The 18,637-nt window shown below is 48.8% G+C and carries 18 protein-coding genes and 1 tRNA gene; 9 read left to right on the top strand and 10 right to left on the bottom strand.

Annotated features, from left to right (window positions below; translation table 11 throughout):
- Nucleotides 1-51 precede the first annotated feature (51 nt).
- Nucleotides 52-843, top strand: coding sequence for an NPP1 family protein (locus EIP93_RS15365; RefSeq protein ID WP_103862222.1), 792 nt, complete (start codon nucleotides 52-54; stop codon nucleotides 841-843).
- Nucleotides 844-1,079: 236 nt separating this feature from the next.
- Here the strand turns inward: EIP93_RS15365 and EIP93_RS15360 are convergent, their stop codons facing one another.
- From EIP93_RS15360 to EIP93_RS15315, 8 genes are all read right to left on the bottom strand, one after another.
- Nucleotides 1,080-1,280 (bottom strand): hypothetical protein, encoded by a 201-nt coding sequence (locus tag EIP93_RS15360; RefSeq protein ID WP_119158417.1) that lies wholly within the window; start codon nucleotides 1,278-1,280, stop codon nucleotides 1,080-1,082.
- 206 nt (nucleotides 1,281-1,486) lie between these two features.
- Complete coding sequence (locus tag EIP93_RS15355) at nucleotides 1,487-2,419, bottom strand: hypothetical protein (RefSeq protein WP_103862220.1); 933 nt, start codon at nucleotides 2,417-2,419, stop codon at nucleotides 1,487-1,489.
- Between the two features lie 803 nt (nucleotides 2,420-3,222).
- On the bottom strand, nucleotides 3,223-4,026 hold the full coding sequence (locus EIP93_RS15340) for a hypothetical protein (protein ID WP_109224818.1): 804 nt from the start codon (nucleotides 4,024-4,026) through the stop codon (nucleotides 3,223-3,225).
- Nucleotides 4,023-4,820, bottom strand: coding sequence for a lysozyme inhibitor LprI family protein (locus EIP93_RS15335; protein WP_103940974.1), 798 nt, complete (start codon nucleotides 4,818-4,820; stop codon nucleotides 4,023-4,025). The genes EIP93_RS15340 and EIP93_RS15335 overlap by 4 nt, the downstream gene beginning before the upstream one ends.
- A gap of 22 nt (nucleotides 4,821-4,842) precedes the next feature.
- Nucleotides 4,843-5,469 (bottom strand): hypothetical protein, encoded by a 627-nt coding sequence (locus EIP93_RS15330; RefSeq protein ID WP_109224886.1) that lies wholly within the window; start codon nucleotides 5,467-5,469, stop codon nucleotides 4,843-4,845.
- A gap of 106 nt (nucleotides 5,470-5,575) precedes the next feature.
- Nucleotides 5,576-6,028: a GNAT family N-acetyltransferase gene (locus EIP93_RS15325; RefSeq protein WP_103862217.1), complete on the bottom strand. Its 453-nt coding sequence runs from the start codon at nucleotides 6,026-6,028 to the stop codon at nucleotides 5,576-5,578.
- 121 nt (nucleotides 6,029-6,149) lie between these two features.
- Nucleotides 6,150-6,224: transfer RNA gene (locus EIP93_RS15320), tRNA-Arg, on the bottom strand.
- Between the two features lie 76 nt (nucleotides 6,225-6,300).
- Complete coding sequence (locus EIP93_RS15315) at nucleotides 6,301-7,239, bottom strand: formate/nitrite transporter family protein (RefSeq protein ID WP_107333180.1); 939 nt, start codon at nucleotides 7,237-7,239, stop codon at nucleotides 6,301-6,303.
- Between the two features lie 414 nt (nucleotides 7,240-7,653).
- On the opposite strand from EIP93_RS15315, the gene mlaA reads away from it, so the two are divergent.
- The gene (gene mlaA / locus EIP93_RS15310) at nucleotides 7,654-8,415 is read left to right on the top strand and encodes a phospholipid-binding lipoprotein MlaA (protein ID WP_039545316.1); all 762 of its coding nucleotides are present in this window, start codon (nucleotides 7,654-7,656) and stop codon (nucleotides 8,413-8,415) included.
- Nucleotides 8,416-8,777: 362 nt separating this feature from the next.
- Nucleotides 8,778-10,361, top strand: coding sequence for a malate dehydrogenase (quinone) (gene mqo / locus EIP93_RS15305; protein ID WP_103940982.1), 1,584 nt, complete (start codon nucleotides 8,778-8,780; stop codon nucleotides 10,359-10,361).
- Nucleotides 10,362-10,433: 72 nt separating this feature from the next.
- Here mqo and EIP93_RS15300 read toward each other — a convergent pair whose 3' ends face one another.
- Nucleotides 10,434-11,336 carry a LysR family transcriptional regulator gene (locus EIP93_RS15300; protein WP_103862190.1) on the bottom strand — a complete coding sequence of 301 codons (903 nt, stop codon included), beginning with the start codon at nucleotides 11,334-11,336 and terminating at the stop codon, nucleotides 10,434-10,436.
- A gap of 142 nt (nucleotides 11,337-11,478) precedes the next feature.
- Here EIP93_RS15300 and EIP93_RS15295 point away from each other — a divergent pair, with 142 nt between their 5' ends.
- Nucleotides 11,479-12,231 carry an SDR family oxidoreductase gene (locus EIP93_RS15295; protein WP_040031442.1) on the top strand — a complete coding sequence of 251 codons (753 nt, stop codon included), beginning with the start codon at nucleotides 11,479-11,481 and terminating at the stop codon, nucleotides 12,229-12,231.
- A gap of 142 nt (nucleotides 12,232-12,373) precedes the next feature.
- Here EIP93_RS15295 and fadL read toward each other — a convergent pair whose 3' ends face one another.
- Nucleotides 12,374-13,675 (bottom strand): long-chain fatty acid transporter FadL, encoded by a 1,302-nt coding sequence (gene fadL / locus EIP93_RS15290; protein ID WP_040031441.1) that lies wholly within the window; start codon nucleotides 13,673-13,675, stop codon nucleotides 12,374-12,376.
- Nucleotides 13,676-14,056: 381 nt separating this feature from the next.
- Here fadL and EIP93_RS15285 point away from each other — a divergent pair, with 381 nt between their 5' ends.
- From EIP93_RS15285 to EIP93_RS15265, 5 genes are all read left to right on the top strand, one after another.
- Complete coding sequence (locus tag EIP93_RS15285) at nucleotides 14,057-14,353, top strand: YfcZ/YiiS family protein (RefSeq protein ID WP_010298581.1); 297 nt, start codon at nucleotides 14,057-14,059, stop codon at nucleotides 14,351-14,353.
- A gap of 263 nt (nucleotides 14,354-14,616) precedes the next feature.
- Nucleotides 14,617-15,642 (top strand): methionine ABC transporter ATP-binding protein, encoded by a 1,026-nt coding sequence (locus tag EIP93_RS15280; protein WP_125232932.1) that lies wholly within the window; start codon nucleotides 14,617-14,619, stop codon nucleotides 15,640-15,642.
- Entirely contained in the window at nucleotides 15,632-16,294 is a 663-nt protein-coding gene (locus tag EIP93_RS15275; RefSeq protein ID WP_039491480.1) for a methionine ABC transporter permease, read from the top strand. The genes EIP93_RS15280 and EIP93_RS15275 overlap by 11 nt, the downstream gene beginning before the upstream one ends.
- 54 nt (nucleotides 16,295-16,348) lie before the next feature.
- A complete protein-coding gene (locus EIP93_RS15270) occupies nucleotides 16,349-17,203 on the top strand; it encodes a MetQ/NlpA family ABC transporter substrate-binding protein (protein WP_039491483.1) in 855 nt (284 codons plus the stop codon).
- A gap of 95 nt (nucleotides 17,204-17,298) precedes the next feature.
- A complete protein-coding gene (locus EIP93_RS15265; protein ID WP_116361985.1) occupies nucleotides 17,299-18,498 on the top strand; it encodes a M20 family metallopeptidase in 1,200 nt (399 codons plus the stop codon).
- Nucleotides 18,499-18,637: the final 139 nt, after the last annotated feature.

Raw genomic sequence — 18,637 nt, 5'->3', positions numbered from 1 at the left:
CTGCAAGGGTACGAGTCCACAAAAGGGCTATTTTCTGCTAAAGGAGTGAAAATGCTTTCAGGAAAGAAAACGATCATGGCGACATCCATATTATGTGTCGCTTTTTCTGCGCATGCGGATAATTTCTCTAAGTTGGATCAAGCGCTACCGTCAGGCATTAATGCGCTTGCGATTGCGCCGGTATTTGATTTCGACAGTGACGGCTGTTTGCCCAGTGCCGGGGTTAGCCGAGGCGGGGTACAAAACGGTGGCTTGAAGCCGACAGGAAGCCTGACTGGCGGGTGCCGATGGGGTAATTTTTTAGACTCGTCAAATACATTGCACCGATATGCCTGTGTTGATTCCGGTGGCTCTCGCTATTGTGGTAGCTTCTATGCGCTCTATTTCTTAAAAGATCAGGTAGTGGGTGGTTTGAATACGGGTCATCGACATGACTGGGAACATGTTGCCATCTGGACTAAAAACGGCGCAGTAACGCACGGCAGCTTCAGTGCGCACGGTAAACTGACGACGGAAGCCGCAGCAAATATCGATAAGCAGGGCGGCCGCCTAAAATTCGTGTACCACAAAGACGGTGCTTTAACGCACGCTTTCCGGTTTGCCAAAACGAATGAACAGGCAGAAAACCCTTACGGCAACTTTGTGACGCCGGATATTGTCAGCTGGTATGCGATGTCGGGTGACGGTATCAGTAACGAAGAACTGCGTAACCGATTAAATGCATTCGACTATGGTTCCGCTTCGATTCCGCTTAAAGACAGTAATTTCCTGACTAACCTGAATAATGGCCGACCGGCTGGTTATCCAGAATTCACGGCGGCCAGCTTAACGGCGTCGAAATAGTTATGACGGTAAGGGAGGTATAATTTTTTATACCTCTCATTATTAGGTTTATTTTCCTGCTACGCGTTTTTCAATATCTGGATTTTTTATATTTATTTTGCTACTAATCAGTAGCAATCTGTCCTTAAAATTATGCTCACCTAATTACACGACCATTTATATCATTGAACGTGGCGTGTATAGCTCGTTCAGGGAAGTATAAGGTGCGCACTTTTATTCCGGAAGTATGGGCATATTTATACTGTGACGTTATTCGCTTTTGTACGCTTCTCGTCGAGCTGTTCACGGCAATATTCATCACTGATGTCATCCACGATCACAAGTGCCGTTAAGGCAACATTGCGGAGGGTGTCAAGTTCAGTTGAATCGTCGCAACTGGTCATTAGGTCAATAATTCCACGGAGCATGGTCAGCTTTACGTCGATCCCTTCCTTCACTTGTCTGTCTCCTGTTCCTGCGATTCACGGACTTCAGCATGGATATCGCTGACGCTCTCGATAGGGGTAGTTAGTTGAGGGGAACGAGGTATAGAGGGGTGAGTCATTTACTCTCTCCTGTAGGGGGTTGTGGTCTACAGGAGAATTGTGTCAATGCTGAGTCGCTGGTGGGGTAATCTTACAAAGAGAAAGTGCAATATTACGATTTATTCTATGTCTGACAGCCAGTTTTCGATGGTGACTCCGCTAGGACAGTAAAGGCTTTTTGCCTCCAAATCGGTTCTAATTTGTGCCATCTTTCCATCGATATGTTTTCTTGGATGTTCAGCGACATCTGCGCCATACATCACAGTGAGGAGATTTTTAATAAACTTGGCTTGAGCATTCTCAGTTTTCTTTGATTGTTTTGGTGTGTTTGTCACTGGAGTTGCATTGAGCACCTCAACTAATTTATCCAAGTTGGCTGTTCTGGCAACAAAATAGACATCATCTGGCACAGATGGCGCAGGTATGTATCTCATGTGGGCATCGGCATCCCACATGGTAATCGTGCTGAGATTTTGGAATATTTCGATAATGCTATTGAAAGCGGGATGATTGGCATCTCCGGCGGCTTCTGCGGCTCGGTAAAGCTCCTCGATCTCATCCTCAACGTCGATAAAATGCTGGAGTTGGTAAAGACCCGATGGGCCAGCAGAGATGGTTACACCTCGAATGATATCTTGCTTTCTTGATGGCTTGGGGAGCCCAAGGCTCTTACAGTATTGTTCTTCAGCAAATAAGCGTTCAATACCTAACAGTGGCGTGTCTTGGACCCCACTCAGGCTTGTTATCTCATTGCTTGTTGCGATAGCAAAGTCTATTTCACGATCTGGGGAGAAGGATTCACCGATATACACTCCCCAATTTTCACGCACATACACTTCCACATTCGTCGCTGTTTCAGCCATTTTTACTCTTTTGATTTCAACCTTTTTGGCGATCTTGGGTGACTGTAGGTTTACTGATAAAATCAGATGCCCATCCAGAGCAAATCGTAAAATATCTGTTATGGCCACTTGCTCATTAATTTTTCTTTCGAGGTATTTCGCTGACTCGTCGAGACTGAGCCATTTCCGTAAATTGTTCAACTTTGACAAAGGTGTTCCCCATTACCTTTCCCCTCTATTTTTTAACTGGCACCAACCGATGAGGTGTCGGCTTTTGGAACAACCCTAGGTGCTAGTTTGGCTATTCTATCATGCAGTTACTGCTTGGCATTACTCGATGTACGTTTCTCAAATAAACTATGACCGCATTTTCGCTGTTCTTCTGGGTGCTCATAGCATTGGTATACCATTGAGACATTTCCCAGTGTCGATTCGGATATTGAGCGTGGAGCGAATAGCATGCTTATCAAAATGGGCGGTTGAGTGTCAATTCACGTGATATTGGTATCGCGGGAAGTCGTGATGGGGCCGCTCCGATCTTGTCAGGCGGCACACATTCAGTGCGCCGCTACAAAAAATCCTGCTGGATAAGAGAGGGAAATGTATTCATGCCATTCAGCGCTTGCTGGTTGTCCGAATTTGTACTGTGAACAGAATGGAAATCACCACGAAACTTACCGCTGCGTATAGCACGGTTGTATAACCCTATGTGGGTAGAGTGCGCCCAAAAGCGTATTTCCGATAAAGACGGCCAAATAGGTATCCTCAGGATCTGCACAGAAGATGCGTAGTTGCTGGAAAAGTGCCTGTTTCAGCTTTACGCGGTGCCGAGCGTGAGCTCAACACGTTCGCACATTGTGCTGTCTACCTATCTTGAGCGCCCTGTACAGCCAGGTGATAGCTGATTCACTGACGATTTGGCTGGGCCAAGTCGGGTAAACTGAACGAGAGGCTTATATTCAGGCCATTGCTAAAATATTAGGCAATAGCCTGAAGCAATATCGGTGTGACTATCACCCCTCGTTGTGATCTAAACTGGATATTTGTTCACTCATCGTTGCATTATGGCAGCGATAAGCATGAATCTGCTCTTTAATTGAAAGATTATTCGCCTCGAATAATTCGACATTGCCGCATTTTTTATTTCTTTCTTTAACCCATGTTTCTTGAGAGGCGTGGAATTTACTCTTTATGTCTTTAGGTGCGTCTTCCACTATGCCATATACGTCGGTGAAAAAGAGAAGATATTGTTCCTTTTCATTTTCAAGCGTTTTCTCTTGTGCAGTTTTTGTGATTTTTTCGGCGTTTTCACTCAGCCAGGCTACAGCATAAATCGCGCTGGATAGAGCGTCATAGGTTTTTTTCTCTACTTTTATTTCTTTGCCGTTATCAAGAACGCTGAGGTCGTAGGGAAAATATGGGATGACGATATTGTTATCGTTAAGTCTATTATCTTTGCCTTCACCTGTTTTAGTAAAAATGTTATTGCTAATTTTATCCATTTCATCTTTTGTGTACAGAAGATCGTCTTCATTAAGAATGATGTCGATGATCTCCTGGCTTACGGGAATTTCAATCCGCAGACTGCACGAGAATGATTTTCCCCAGCGTGGCTGAGTTGATAATTTAGAATATATCACGCTCACAGTATCAACAGATTGAGAAGGGGATTTATAGAACATGGATTTTGCACGGTCGGCAAACGTTTTTTTAACGACTTCAACCGCTTTGGGATCGCTGCATTGAAAGTCTTCCTTCGCATACGCTGATGTGCAAGTAAGGATAATTCCAATCATGACATAGAGGAGCTGTTTCATTTTTTATCCTTGTTTTCAGTCAATCCAAGCTGCATCAGCCTTTCTCTCGTCATCTGCTGTTGGCAGGTATAAATTGTTGCTTTATCTTCCAGTGAGCGGTTGTTATTCGCGATAGTTTCTATTGCACCGCATTTTTTATTTTTGTTTTTTATCCACTGCCGTGCATCCTCTTTTAGTTGCCCTTTAATATAATCGGGGAGGCTACTCCAGTAAGCATTTAGCGCACTATCAGCCTCTCTGAATTCGACAATGGCTTTAATATATTTAAAACGTGGTGATTGTTCTTCCAGCCTTGCCGCATTTTCTTGTAACCAGGCCAGGCCATAAAGTGTGCGTGAGACTGACTCATCGTGTGGATACATAATATTGGTTTCTTGCTGATTATCAGCAATATGAACATTATAATAAACACGGTCTAATGCGATGTATTCATCGCCTTTTTTGTGTAGGTAAAGATTGGAACGGTAAATTTTTTTTGCTTTAGGATCTCCACTTTCCAGAATAGGATAGTATTTTAAAAAATTTAACACATCGGATGGGATTTTTATTTTTGCTTTACCAAAGCAACTTAGGTTATTTTTTGTTTTAAGTTTTGTGATAATGATGTCATATTCAAATTCAATTTTTTTAATTGTCTCTAAAGATACACGGTCGCTGATGGGCTGTGCTTTATCTTGATCTTCTTTGATTAACGACTGAATGACAAGAGGACTACGACACACAAGATTATTTGCATTAACATAGTGTGATGAAATTATTATCAATAATAGAGATTTTATTATGATTTTTATCATTTTCAATTCCATTGAAATCACGTTAGCAGGACATGCAGAGTCGTTTATCTGAAGATGAATAGGCGTTGACACTGACCATCTTATAGGTCTCATTTATTTTTTTGAATTGGTAAATATAAGCTCCTTCGCCTGCTTCTTGTCTAAGTTCAGATTCCCTTTCGTTAAGTATATTGATGACAATTTCTTTGAGGCCAGGAGGAGACACGATGTCCATCTGGATATTAATGATGCCTGATGACAGCGTATAGTAATTCATGACGAAGACCGATCCTGCATCCGTGTAGGATTTTTCAAAATACTTTTCTGACGACGGTAGGTTTTTTATTTCTTGCAGAAATGAAATAAAAGCCACTTTTCCATTTGAGCCATTGAAGATAAAGCTGGCGTCAGATTCCAGTTTTGGCATTATTTCGTTGTTTTTATAACTTATTTTATCTTTTTTCGCTATATTTACACCATAGCTAGCGGGAATAAAATAGGAATTAGTGAGTTCAATAAATTGGTTATAGTCTTTTTGTGATAATTTACTTTTTTGCAACACATTGGTGAAATCCGTAACAAAGGCGGGAAAATCTTGCGCACATGCCCCGTTTGATAGAGGGAGAAAAAGAAAAGACAAAATGACACTTGTTATATAACTCCGTTTCATAATAAACATGCATTCCTTACAAATAATGAATAAAATCTTTTGATATTATAAGGTTATTCATGGTTGTGCGTATATATTCTTTGTCATTTACATTGTTGTTGATGTTCTACAGACGATCTTGTCTGTTGCGTTTCATCTTTACTGCACCATCAGCACTATCAACGACCTTAAAACCTACGCGTTGGTAGAGCATTATTGCTCTATTGCCGTTCAAAACACTTAGCGTCACGGGGACGTTGGCTTCGTCTGCCTGCTGTAAAAATGTGTTTAATAGCCACGCCGCGATGCCTTGTCCTTGATAGGCTGGCAAAATCTGAATTTGTATAATGGTCCACTCGTTGGCACCTTTGTGTCGTTTGAATAACCCAATACGTTCAGATCCCATCAGCACAATATAGGCATCGTGATAATGATATTTGACTCGCTGCCAGTGCGCCGAATCATCAGCAATAACGCCAGCCCTGTGAAGATGTTCATCCATCGTTGCGCGACGAAGCTTAAACAGGAACGCTTCGTCTTGCGGCGTAGCCAAACGCAGCGTGATATTGCGCCATTCCATATAAACCTCGACACGCAGATGTTAGTACGACATCGTCGTTTGTAGCTAACGGTGTGAATGACTTAATTTTATGATTTTATAAGGAAAAAATGGATTTTCTAAGCGCTTCGAGAGGTATGAATGGTGTCCCCAGCAGGAATCGAACCTGCAACTAGCCCTTAGGAGGGGCTCGTTATATCCATTTAACTATGGAGACGTGAAGCCCAGCTATTATACGCATTTTTGCTCTGAGAATAAGCACTTAACGGCGCGTTTGCTCAAAGTGTCGGCAATCAGCGTTTCTGCCGAGGTTCTTCTCCCTTATTCCCTTGCACCTTTTGGCGTTTTCCGTGAGATGAACTGCTCATGTCATTGCGGATTTGAGCATGGCTGATGAGTGCGAAAATAAAGGTGCCGCCGATGATATTCCCCGCCAGCGTGGGCAGAGCAAACGGCCAGATGAAGGCCTGCCAGGGAATGTGACCAATGAAAACCAGATAGAAAATCTCTGAGGCACCGGCCACGATGTGGGTGAGGTTACTGAAAGCAATCATCCAGGTCATGATGATGATAATCCACAGCTTGGCGGAGTGGGCGCGCGGCAGCATCCAAACCATAGTAGCAATAATCCAGCCAGAGACGACGGCATTGGCGAACATCTCCGTTGGTGAGTGTTTCATGACTTTCATGGCGATGTCGACCAAGGCCTCCCGCGTTTCGCCATCAAAAACGGGCATGTAGGTAAAGGCGAGGGCGGCCAAGGCTGTGCCGATCAGGTTGCCAGCCAGCACGACAAACCATAACCGACCGAGTAGATAGAAATTGCTGCGCGTGGGCTTATGCATGATAGGAAGCACAGCTGTGACCGTGTTTTCGGTGAACAGCTGCTGGCGCGCCATGATGACAATCACAAAGCCGATGGTGTAACCGAAGCACTCCAGCAGAAAGCCGCCGGGTACGCCAGCGAGAGGGATGTGGAGCATACCGACCGCCATGAATGAGGTTCCCATGGAGATCCCTGCCGCAATCGCCGACCACAGTAAGGCCATTGCATCGCGTTCCAGCTCCTTTTGCCCTTCCTGACGAATCTCTTCATGGATCGCAGCAGCGGGGGAAGGCAAGTGATCTTCGTCTACATCGATCGCTTTTCCCTGCGTGCTTTCCTCACTCTCTACCGCCACGTCCCTTTCTTTCTCTTGCCGGATTTGTCTGGATTCTGAAGGTGGATTCATAGTGATTCTCTCGACGAGTGGGCCGGTTGGTGTCTGGCTAACGGTACTGACGCTGAGGCGCTATCACCGATAGCCCCGATGATAAGCGTAGTTAGTTTTTACAACATGGGATGGCGCGGCGCGACTCACTGGTTTAGGCTGGCGGTGCTATGCTGTGAGGGGAACAAGGGAATACCGTACTGTCGCCCACGCTGGAGCGCGTGTCGCAACGATGCCGCGTGTTGTCCCCATAAGAAAATGGCAAACCTCTGAAAATGCAGTAATGCGTAAGCCAACGTAGCGATGGAGCGATAAAATGTTACACTGTTGGCCGATATCCCGTCCTTGTCGCTCAGCCTGCGAGGCTGGAGCTGATACTGGGAATACCCATTTTCGGTCGCGGGTATAGCACACTATAAATCAGGGAGAACAGATATGAATTACCGCCTGAGTGGGGTGGTGTTTGCCAGCGTGTTACTGATCGGCTGCGCCAGTTCCGGGGATCGAGCTCAAGAAGGACGTTCTGATCCGCTTGAAGGCTTTAACCGTACCATGTTCAGCTTTAACTATGACGTTCTGGATCCTTATCTGGTGCGTCCTGCGGCTGTGGCCTGGCGCGATTATGTGCCGACGCCCGCGCGTAACGGACTGGGGAACTTCTTCAGCAACCTGGAAGAACCTGCAACGATGGTGAACTACTTCGTTGAAGGTAAGCCGTATAAAGCGATGATTCACTTTAACCGCTTCTTCCTGAATACCTTGCTCGGGATGGGCGGCCTGATTGACGTGGCCTCAATGGCGAACCCTAAACTGGCGAAAGAAGAGTCTCGCCGCTTTGGTAGCACATTAGGCCATTATGACGTGGGCTACGGGCCTTATGTCGTGGTACCTGGCTACGGTAGCGTGACACCTCGTGAAGACGGCGGTGGCGTAGTGGATACGTTGTATCCGATGCTGAGCTATCTGACGTTCTGGATGTCCGCGGGTAAATGGGCTATCGAAGGGATAGAAACGCGAGCACAACTGTTGGATTCCGACGCGCTGCTGAGTAACTCTTCCGATCCTTACCTGATGGTGCGTGAAGCCTACTTCCAGCGGCATGATTTCCTTGCCAGTGATGGAAAACTCACCCCGCAGAAGAACCCGAATGCGGCAGCGATTGAAGACTCGCTCGACGAGATCGATTCAGCGAAATAGTGTTGCGTCACATCGCTCATTTCACAGGCACCTTCGGGTGCCTTTTGCTTTTATAAAACACTGCTAAACTTACTTTTACCATGATGATTCTGTGGTTTGTTTCTTAAAAGTTATGGCATTGTTGTCCATTTATTTACTTACTAAAATTTATTTCCTCCCTCCAGATAACAATAATGCTACGTCGTTAACCCGTACCGATGTCCATCATGGTTGAAATGTGTCTGCACGCTGATTTTTTTGTTAGCAAGGTTATTAACAAAAAGGTCATAAGAATGATGCCTTTTACGGATGATGGCGTGGTCGTGTGTTAATGAATGCCTGGAATTCTATTTACCTGCACTTATAAAAATAGAGATATAAGCATGAAAAAACTACTTGCTATGTTCTTCTGCCTCAGCGTGGTGGTTAGCGCCCCACTGGTGATGGCTGAAGATGCTAAAACGACAGAGAAGACAACGGATGTAGTACTGATCGGCGGGGGCATTATGAGCTCTACGCTCGGCGTGTATTTACAGGAGCTGCAACCAGACTGGTCTATCGATATGGTTGAGCGGATGGATAACGTGGCGGAAGAGAGTTCTAACGGCTGGAATAATGCCGGTACGGGCCACTCTGCTTTCATGGAACTCAACTACACGCCGGATAATCCCGACGGCCCAATCAATATCAGCAAAGCGCTGGAAATTACCGAAGCCTTTGAAGTCTCACGCCAGTTTTGGTCCTATCAGGTAAAAAACGGCGTGCTGAATAATCCGCACTCCTTCATTAACAGTGTGCCGCACATCAGCTTTGTCTGGGGTGACGAGAACACAGCCTTCCTGAAGCATCGTTATGATGCGATGCAGCACAGCACACTGTACCGTGGCATGGAGTTCTCTGACGATCCCAATACGATCAAAGAGTGGGCACCGTTGGTGATGGAAGGTCGCGATCCGGCTCAGAAGATTGCGGCGACCCGTATGCCTATCGGTACCGACGTGAACTACGGTGAAATCACGCGCCAGCTGGTTGGCGCGATGAAAACCAAGCCCAACTTTGCGCTGCACCTGAATTCAGAAGTGCGTGATATCAAACGTAATGCGGATAACACCTGGAGCGTGACTTACGCCGATCTGAAGAACGGCGAGAAAGAAAGCGTGATTAAGGCGAAATTTGTCTTTATCGGTGCGGGTGGGGCGGCGCTGCAGCTGTTGCAGAAATCCGGCATTCCTGAGGCCGACCTGTACGGTGGCTTCCCAGTTGGTGGTGAATTCCTGGTGACAGAAAACCCGGAAATCGTGAAGCGCCACATGGCAAAGGTTTACGGTAAAGCTTCCGTCGGTGCGCCTCCGATGTCTGTTCCTCATCTGGATACCCGTATTTTTGACGGTAAGCCAGTCCTGCTGTTCGGGCCGTTTGCCACTTTCTCCAGCAAGTTCCTGAAAAATGGTTCGCTGTGGGATCTGATCGGTTCCGTGACTTTCTCCAACGTGATGCCGATGACGCACGTCGGTCTGGATAACTTCGATCTGGTGAAGTATCTGGTTGGTCAGGTCATGATGGATGACGACGATCGTTTCGCTTCGTTGCAGGAATACTTCCCGAACGCGAAGAAAGAAGACTGGAGACTGACGATTGCTGGCCAGCGCGTTCAGGTTATCAAGAAAGATGATGACAAAGGCGGCGTGCTGAAGCTGGGTACGGAGATTGTCAGTTCACAAGATGGTTCGATTGCCGCGCTGCTGGGTGCCTCTCCGGGCGCATCTACCGCCGCGCCGATTATGCTGAGCCTGCTGGAAAAAGTGTTTAAAGATAAAGTTGCGACGCCAGAATGGCAGGGCAAGCTGAAAGAGATCATTCCATCTTATGGTCAGAAGCTGGACGGTAATATTGAAATGACCAATAAAATCCGCAGCTATACCAGCAGCACGCTGGACCTGGACTATATTGAAGTTAAGCCTGAGTAATCGGGGTTAGCTGGAAGTCACGATGTAAGGCCGCGAAAGCGGCCTTTTTTGTGCCTTCAAGCCTAATGCGAACTAGCGGTAGTGATAGCCGGTGTTGAGCCCAGGGATCCTGGAAAACGCTTCTGCAATGAAGTCCATGAATACAATGGCTCGCTTCGGTAGCAGGCGATTGGCGACATAGAGAAACTGGATTGGTACTGGCGGCGCTTCGTCATCGCACAGCACCTGACGCAGTTTGCCGCTCTTTAATCCATCCTCGTATAACCACTTTGGTCCGCTGGCGATACCAAGACCGGCGATGACGGCTTCCTGTACGGCCTGGGGTGAATTGACTCGGAATCGCCCTGAAACGTTGATTTCGGTATCTCGAAAATGCCATGTATTACCCGTGTTTAACAGCGAGTACAGAATACAGTCATGATCGCGCAGATCTTCCGGCGTTTGCGGTGTGCCGCGGCGGTTCAGATAGTCTACAGAGGCTACATACACACGTGTAAAAAGACCAATCCGGCGTGCGCGTAGTGCACTGTCGTTAGGATGACCTATTCGGATCGCCAACTCTGTCCCTTCTTCCACCAGATCCACGAAACGATCGCTAAGCTGCAAATCCAGCGATAAGCCGGGGTAGCGGGCCAGAAAAGCGGGTATGTGTGGCATAAGGAAGGCATGAGCCATTGCCGTTGGGCAGGCCACTCGCAGGAGTCCCGTGGGTTCAGCTTCATTGCTCAAGGACGATTCGGATTCTGCAACCGCATCGAGAATTCGGCTTACATCCGCATAGTACCGCTCACCTTCGGGCGTCAGTACAAGTTGGCGCGTCGTCCGCTGAAGTAATCTTGCGCCCAGATGCTCTTCTAAGGCGGCAACGTATCGACTGACGTTGGGTTGTCCCATATTCAGGTCGCGTGCTGCCGCAGAGAAACTGCCGGTTTCGACAGTCCGTTTAAAGCAGGTCATGAGCAGAAAGCGATCCACGTGAAGACTCCTAGATTCATGCGAATTTGGAATGAAATATATGCAAAAGCAGAATCTTATCATTGTTTCTACATATACGTATGATTAGCGCTGTCTCAGGCAGCACATTGCTGCATCCCGCTATGATTATCAGGAGTTCCTTATGTCTCGCTTACACAATAAACGTACCCTTATCACTGGCGGCACCACCGGTATTGGGCTGGAAACCGCAAAGCAGTTTCTTGCCGAAGGGGCTCGTGTCATCGTTACCGGGGTGAATCCCGACTCTATTGCAGCGGCAAAAAACGAGCTTGGTCGTGAGGTGTTGGTGCTGCGCGCCGATTCGGCCAGCGTGAGTGCACAAAAGGAACTGGCACAGGCCGTGGAAGCCCATTACGGAAAGGTTGATGTCGTCTTTCTCAACGCTGGTGTTTCCGTTTGGCAACCGATTGAGGAATGGACGGAGGACATGTTTGATCGCTCCTTCGACATCAACGTCAAGGGGCCGTACTTCCTGATCCAGTCGCTGCTGCCCGTGTTCGCCAACCCTGCTTCGGTCGTGCTCAATACGTCGATTAATGCGCACGTAGGATCGGCTCGTTCCTCGGTTTATTCTGCGACCAAAGCGGCTTTCCTTAGCTTGTCAAAGACGCTATCGAGCGAACTGATGGCACGCGGTATTCGCATTAACGCGGTTAGCCCTGGGCCAATCGATACTCCGCTGTATGACAAACTTGGCATTCCCGATAGCTATCGCAAACAAGTCAATGAGGAGATCGTCAAAAGCATTCCTTCAGGCCGTTTCGGCACGGCGGAGGAGGTGGCTAAGGCGGTGTTGTACCTGGCTTCAGATGAGTCCCGATGGACCATCGGCAGTGAGATTGTTGTGGACGGCGGTCGTCTGTTGAACGATTGATCCAGCATGACGATTTGCGTGTGGTGTTCATCACTCGCTAATCACTACGCGAGTAAGAAAGAGACAAATGTCTTGTTACATTAAGGCAATAAAAAAGCAGGTAAGTTGCCTTACCTGCTTTGTCACGTTATGGCTGATGTCATTAGAACGCGTAGTTAAAGTTCACACCGTACAGCCAGGCTTTACCTTTAGAGCTGAAGTTGTAACTTGGAGAACCTGCTCTATCAGAGATAGGTTCGCTGATATCAACTTGCTTACCATGCATATAAGACACGCCAACATCAACAGACGCATCTTTATTGAAGGCATAGGTCGTGCCCGCGCTTAACCAGAAACGGTCCTGATCGGGGATAGAGATCGAACGTTTGTCGGCAGGTACTGGGCTGTCATCAAACGCGATACCGCTACGGAACGTCCAGTTATCGTCATAATAGTAGGTGGTACCGAGTGCGATACGGTAGGCATCACGGAAGCCTTCCTCTTTCTGGAACAGCGTGTTACCACTGTTACCTGTCGCTTTCAGCTCCTGGAAATGGCTCCAACTGGTGTAGGTCAGGCTGTAGTGAACCGCCCATTTCGGCGCTACACGGTGGTAGGCAGACGCTTCCCACATTTCTGGCAGATTGAGTGTTAATTGACCTGGTACTGTTGCGCCATTGAGGGCACCAGGTCCAGCGGACCGTTGGTTACTGTAATCGCCATTGAAATCGATATCGACTTTGGAACGATAGGTCAGGCCGACGCGGTTGTTTTCATCGATTTCGTACAGGATGCCGGCATTCCAACCGTAGCCCCATTCTTTGCCTTCCAGACGAGCCATCTCTGAAGACGGACCAGCAACGGCACCCTGAGCGCCACCCACACCGGCAGGGACATTAGCCAGTTCACCAGCGCGCCGAATAAATTTGGCATCGGCATAAACGGCGTTAACCCCTAAACCAAAACTGAAATGTTGGTTCAGGCGATACGCGGCGCTCAGGTTCAGGTTTGACGTCAACAGGTCGGTTTCTCCGCCGATAGAACCTGCTGCATAGTTATCATTAAATTTAGTTGCCAGACCATAGTTAGTGGTGGCGGAAGCACCAACCGCCCACTGTTCATTCAGCGGCATGATGAAATGCAGGTTCGGTACCCAGGCGTGTGGCGCGATATTTTTGGCGCTGGTATCTTGCCCAGTCAGGGAGTTTTTCCCCTGAACATCGATATCTGGGTTGATATAGGTGACGCCACCGGAGAATGACGGGCGGTCAAACATGGTCATGGTCGCTGGGTTACGGCTACCTGAGGTCGCATTATCGGCTACGGCACCTTCACCAGAAAACGCGCGTCCCAGACCAGATGATGAGTATTCATTTAGCTGGAAACCAGCTGCGGACACATTTGCTGAAAACAGGGCCACCGCAACAGCAATTGTGGATTGTTTGAACAGGTTTTTCTGGTTCATGACCAAAACCTCTTTATATGCTTGTTATTTAACGTTGTTACACGAGGTAACAAGGGACGCGCATTGTAGGGGGCGCACTCAGCCTGACAAATCAGACCAGTTGCCAAAGTATAAGTTGGGAATACAATAATGTTGCGTTTGTGTATTCGAAATATTTCCAGAATGATGCGAAATTTAGATCTGCTTAACGTTTTGGTTAATTTGTGTGAAGAGATATGACTCGATTTTACGGCCGCATAACACCGTAATGTGATTGATATCACTAAAATTACTGGTCAGCATGAAGTGCTGGTACTGCTTCGGGATGAGGGAGTAAAATGTAAGGAAGATAAAAATATTTGAACTGGATCATAATCTCCCGCGTTTTAAGAGGAAAGTAGCATGACGAACGTAATCAACAAATGCAGTGCTGAAGAAACCGCAGCCTGCTGCTGTGTCGATGTCGGCACAATCATGGATAACACGGATTGCACGGCGTCTTACAGCAATGTTTTCGGCGGTCGTTCTGAGGCGGAAGCGGCACTGGCCGCGCTGACGGAAAAAGCGCGTGCGGTAGAGTCTGACCCTTGCGAAATCACCAGCACGCTGGAAGATGTAGACGGCGGCGTGAAACTGGATATTGATTTCACATTCAGCTGCCAGGCCGAAACGATGATTTTCCAGCTCGGCCTGCGTTAAGTATTCCTCTGGCAGGCATGGCCTTATCGCCTAGTCTGCCAGACCTTTTTTGCTTCTCCCTGCTGTTTCTCTCTTCTCCCTTGCATGCTGAATTGATGTTGTCCAACACGATAACGTGTGGCGCTGAAATTCATCCTTTCTTTCCCCTTCTGCCACGTCTTTAGCTAACAATCGCAATTGGATAGCATTTTTTGTTTCTGGTAGATAACTCTGTGATTCTATTTAATTTCAGTATTATTTTTTACATCAAGTAGAGTCCTGTTTTGATCAGTTTTGAGCACGTTAGTAAATCGTTTACGACACAGGGTAAAACGCTTTATGCGGTGAAAGATGTCACGCTGGATATCGATAAAGGGGAGATATTCGGCATCATCGGGTTCAGCGGGGCGGGGAAAAGCACGCTGTTGCGTCTGGTTAATTTGCTGGAACAGCCAACGGAAGGAAAAGTGACGGTTAACCAGCAGGATATTACCGCGCTTTCTGCAGAAGCGCTGCGCCAACTCCGGCGGCGCATCGGCATGGTCTTTCAAACGTTCAATTTATTTCAGTCGCGAACGGTGGCGGGAAATGTTGCCTGGCCGCTGCGTTTGGCTCGAATGGATCGTCAGCAGATACAGCAACGTGTTGATGAAGTGCTGCGCTTTGTCGGTCTGGAAGATAAGAAGGATCACTATCCCGAACAGCTTTCCGGGGGACAAAAGCAGCGCGTTGGCATTGCCAGAGCGCTAGTCAGTTCACCGGATATCCTGATTTGTGACGAGGCGACCTCGGCGCTGGATCCTGAAACCACGGAGGATATTCTTCAACTGCTGGAGAGTATCAATCGGCAATATAACATCACCATCTTGTTGATTACGCATGAGATGAATGTGATCCGTCGCATTTGCCACCGTGTCGCCGTTATGGAGCAAGGCCGCGTCATCGAACAGGGCCGCGTGGTCGATATCTTCACTCGCCCCGAGCATAAAACCACGCGCAACTTTGTGCGTTCTATTTTTAACGATCGTCTTCCTCCCCGGTTATTACAAACGCTGCAATCACGTCATTCTGGCGCGTTATACCAGCTCATTTTTCATGATGGTTCAACCAGCGTGCCGCTGCTGTCACAGACGGCACGCCTGCACCCGCTTATCGATTACAACATTATTTACGGCAACATCAGCGAGTTGCAGGGTGCACTGTTCGGTAGCCTTATTGTGGAATTTATTGGCCCGCCGGACAGCATTGCTGCCGTGCTGGAAACGCTGGCGCAAACGGTAGAAGTCAGGGAGGTGAGCGATGAAGGTTGATTGGACGACATTCTGGCAGACGCTGCTGGTTGCCACAGGTGAAACGCTGGCAATGGTGCTGGTGACGCTGTTGTTCGCCAGCGTGCTGGGTATTGGTCTGGGCCTGCTGCTGTTTCTGAGTCGCGCAGGTGGCTTGTTTGAGAATCGCGTGCTGTTTGTGTTGCTGAATCTGCTGATCAACATCGTGCGCCCCGTTCCCTTCATCATCTTTCTGGTCGCGGTCAGTCCGATGACGCGCATGGTTGTAGGCACCACCATCGGTATTGCCGCCGCCATTTTCCCCATGATTCTGGTTGCCGCCTGTGCGATTGCGAGGGTGGTGGAAAATAACCTGATGTCGGTCGATCCCGGCATGATTGAAGCCGCCCGCGCATTGGGAGCCACGCCTTTGCAAATCATTACCGGCGTGCTGATTCGGGAAGCGCTGGGCCCGCTGATTATGGGGCTGACATTTATTACCGTGGCGCTGGTCGATTTCTCTGCCGTTGCCGGAATGGTTGGCGGCGGCGGATTGGGGAATCTGGCGATGACCTACGGCTACAACCGGTTTAACACCTCCGTCATGGTGGTCACAGTGGTCATTCTGATTGTGTTGGTTCAATTGGCACAGCATGCGGGCAACTATTTCTCTCGTCGCATCATGCGGCGCTAGCGCGGCGTGTCAGGTGCGCGATATTCAAAACGGTATTCATTTAAGGAGCGAACGATGAAATGGCAAAAGATGGTATTGGGGGCGCTTTTGACGCTCTCCTTGCAAGCGGGTGCAGCACAAAAACCGGTGGACGTGACAATCGGCGTGGCCGGAAGCGAAGACGCGTATTGGAAGGTACTGGCGCAAAAAGCGAAAGCGGAAAACATCAACATCAAACTCATCAGCTTTTCGGATTATGCATTGCCGAATAAAGCGTTGGCCAGCGGCGATGTCGATCTTAATGCGTTTCAACATCTGGCTTTTCTCAGCCAATTCAACGTGAACAACCAACTGACGATTGTGCCGATCGGCGCGACACAAATTGTGCCGATGGCGCTGTATTCGGAGAAGTATCGTGCTCTGGCGGATATCCCGCAGGGGGCGCAGATTGCCTTGCCAAACGATCCTTCCAATCAGGGACGTGCGCTCAATGTGCTGCAATCCTCTGGCTTATTGAAGTTAAAGGACGGCGCGGGCTTGCACGCGACGCCTGACGATATTATCGAAAACCCGCGCAAACTGAAAATTCTGCCGGTAGTCGCACAGCAGACGCCGCGCGTGCTGGCGGATGTGGCCGCTTCGGTGGTCAATCAGGGCGTGGCGGTCGATGCTGGTTTACCTGCCGATAAAATCCTGTTTCAGGACGATCCTACCGCACCGTCTGCGTTGCCTTACGTGAACGTGTTTGCCGCCCGTGAAAAGGACAAAGACAACCCGGTCTATCAGCGGATTGTGGCGTTGTATCACCAACCTGATGTGATCGCTGCGGTGAAAGAGGATACGAAAGGCGTTGCGGTTGTGGTGGATCTGCCAGCCAAAGATTTGCAGGACAAGCTCAAACAGCTGGAAGACGATTTGAGAAAACAGTGAGCCTTTCGCTTAAATCCAATTTGCTGAAGCCAGGTTGCTTAACCATGCCAGCTTGAGCTGGCAGCTAGCGCAACGATGACGTCAGGAGGCGCAAAATGAGTGAATTAACCCCCCATCATCGCGGCATCATTCGGTCCCATGTTGAACAGGCCGCGCAGCGATATCTACAGGTCAGCCACCAGATTCATGCCCGGCCGGAGCTGGGCAATCAGGAGTATTTTGCTGCTGAAACCCTTACCGATCTATTGCGTGACGCTGGTTTTACCGTAACGCGGGATATCGCCGGGCATGAAACGGGCTTCGTCGCGCGTAAAGGACAGGCAAACAGCGGGCCACGGATTGGCTATCTGGCCGAATATGATGCGCTGCCGGGGTTGGGGCATGCCTGCGGCCATAACCTGATTGGTACCAGCAGCGTGGCGGCGGCCATTGCGCTGTCCCACGTTGTGGATCAAACCGGCGGAGAGGTATGGGTATTTGGCACACCGGCAGAAGAGGGCGGTGCCAACGGCAGCGCCAAAGGAAGCTTTGCTGATGCTGGCGTGTTTGATGGCATTGATGCTGCGTTCATGATCCACGGTTCAGGTAAAACACAGCTGACTTCCGCTAGTCTGGCGGTCGATCCGCTGGATTTCCATTTTACCGGTCGAGCGGCCCACGCGTCGGCCTCGCCAGAGGAGGGGATTAACGCGCTGGATGCGGTGATTCAACTCTTTACCGGCATCAACGCGCTACGACAGCAGTTACCGGGTGATACGCGTATTCATGGCATTATTACCCACGGCGGAGAAGCGCCGAATATTATTCCTGAGTATGCGGCTGCACGGTTTTATATTCGCGCTTCAACCTGGCAACGGGCGCAGGCCGTGAGTGAAAGAGTACGGGCGGTGGCGGAAGGGGCTGCGCTGGCGACGGGTAGTACGCTGAACGTTGAACGATTCCAGAATCCCGTTAAGGATTTGATTATCAACCGACCATTGGACACTATCGTTGGAGAGGAACTGGTGGCGCTGGGTGAAGGGCTTTCTGATCAGCCGCGTCGTGGTCTCGGCTCGACGGATGCCGGTAATGCCAGCCACGTCATCCCCGTTAGCCATTGCTACATTAAAATTGGTCCTGACGATCTTATTGGCCATACGCCTGAGTTTCGTGAAGCTGCCGTTTCCCCACAGGGTGACCGTGCGTTGCTGGTGGCAGCACAGGCGCTGGCGCTCTCGGGCTACCGTCTATTGACCGATCCTTCTCTGCTGGAAAACGTGAAAGCCGATTTTCTCCGTACCCATTCCCCTGCCTGACAGCAATAGATAACGGTTGCTGCTGAAATCACCGTTTCAGCGGCAATCCCGAGTGCCCTGCTGGCTGACAACCGCATGCTCTTCACACTTTTGTGTTGCGCAGCTTTGCGTAATGTAACTATCTGGTTAACAATGAAAT

The sequence above is a fragment of the Pectobacterium versatile genome, assembly GCF_003932035.1.
Taxonomy (GTDB): domain Bacteria; phylum Pseudomonadota; class Gammaproteobacteria; order Enterobacterales; family Enterobacteriaceae; genus Pectobacterium; species Pectobacterium versatile.
Note: the sequence above shows the minus strand (reverse complement) of the source record. Positions and strands in the feature narration are given on the sequence as shown.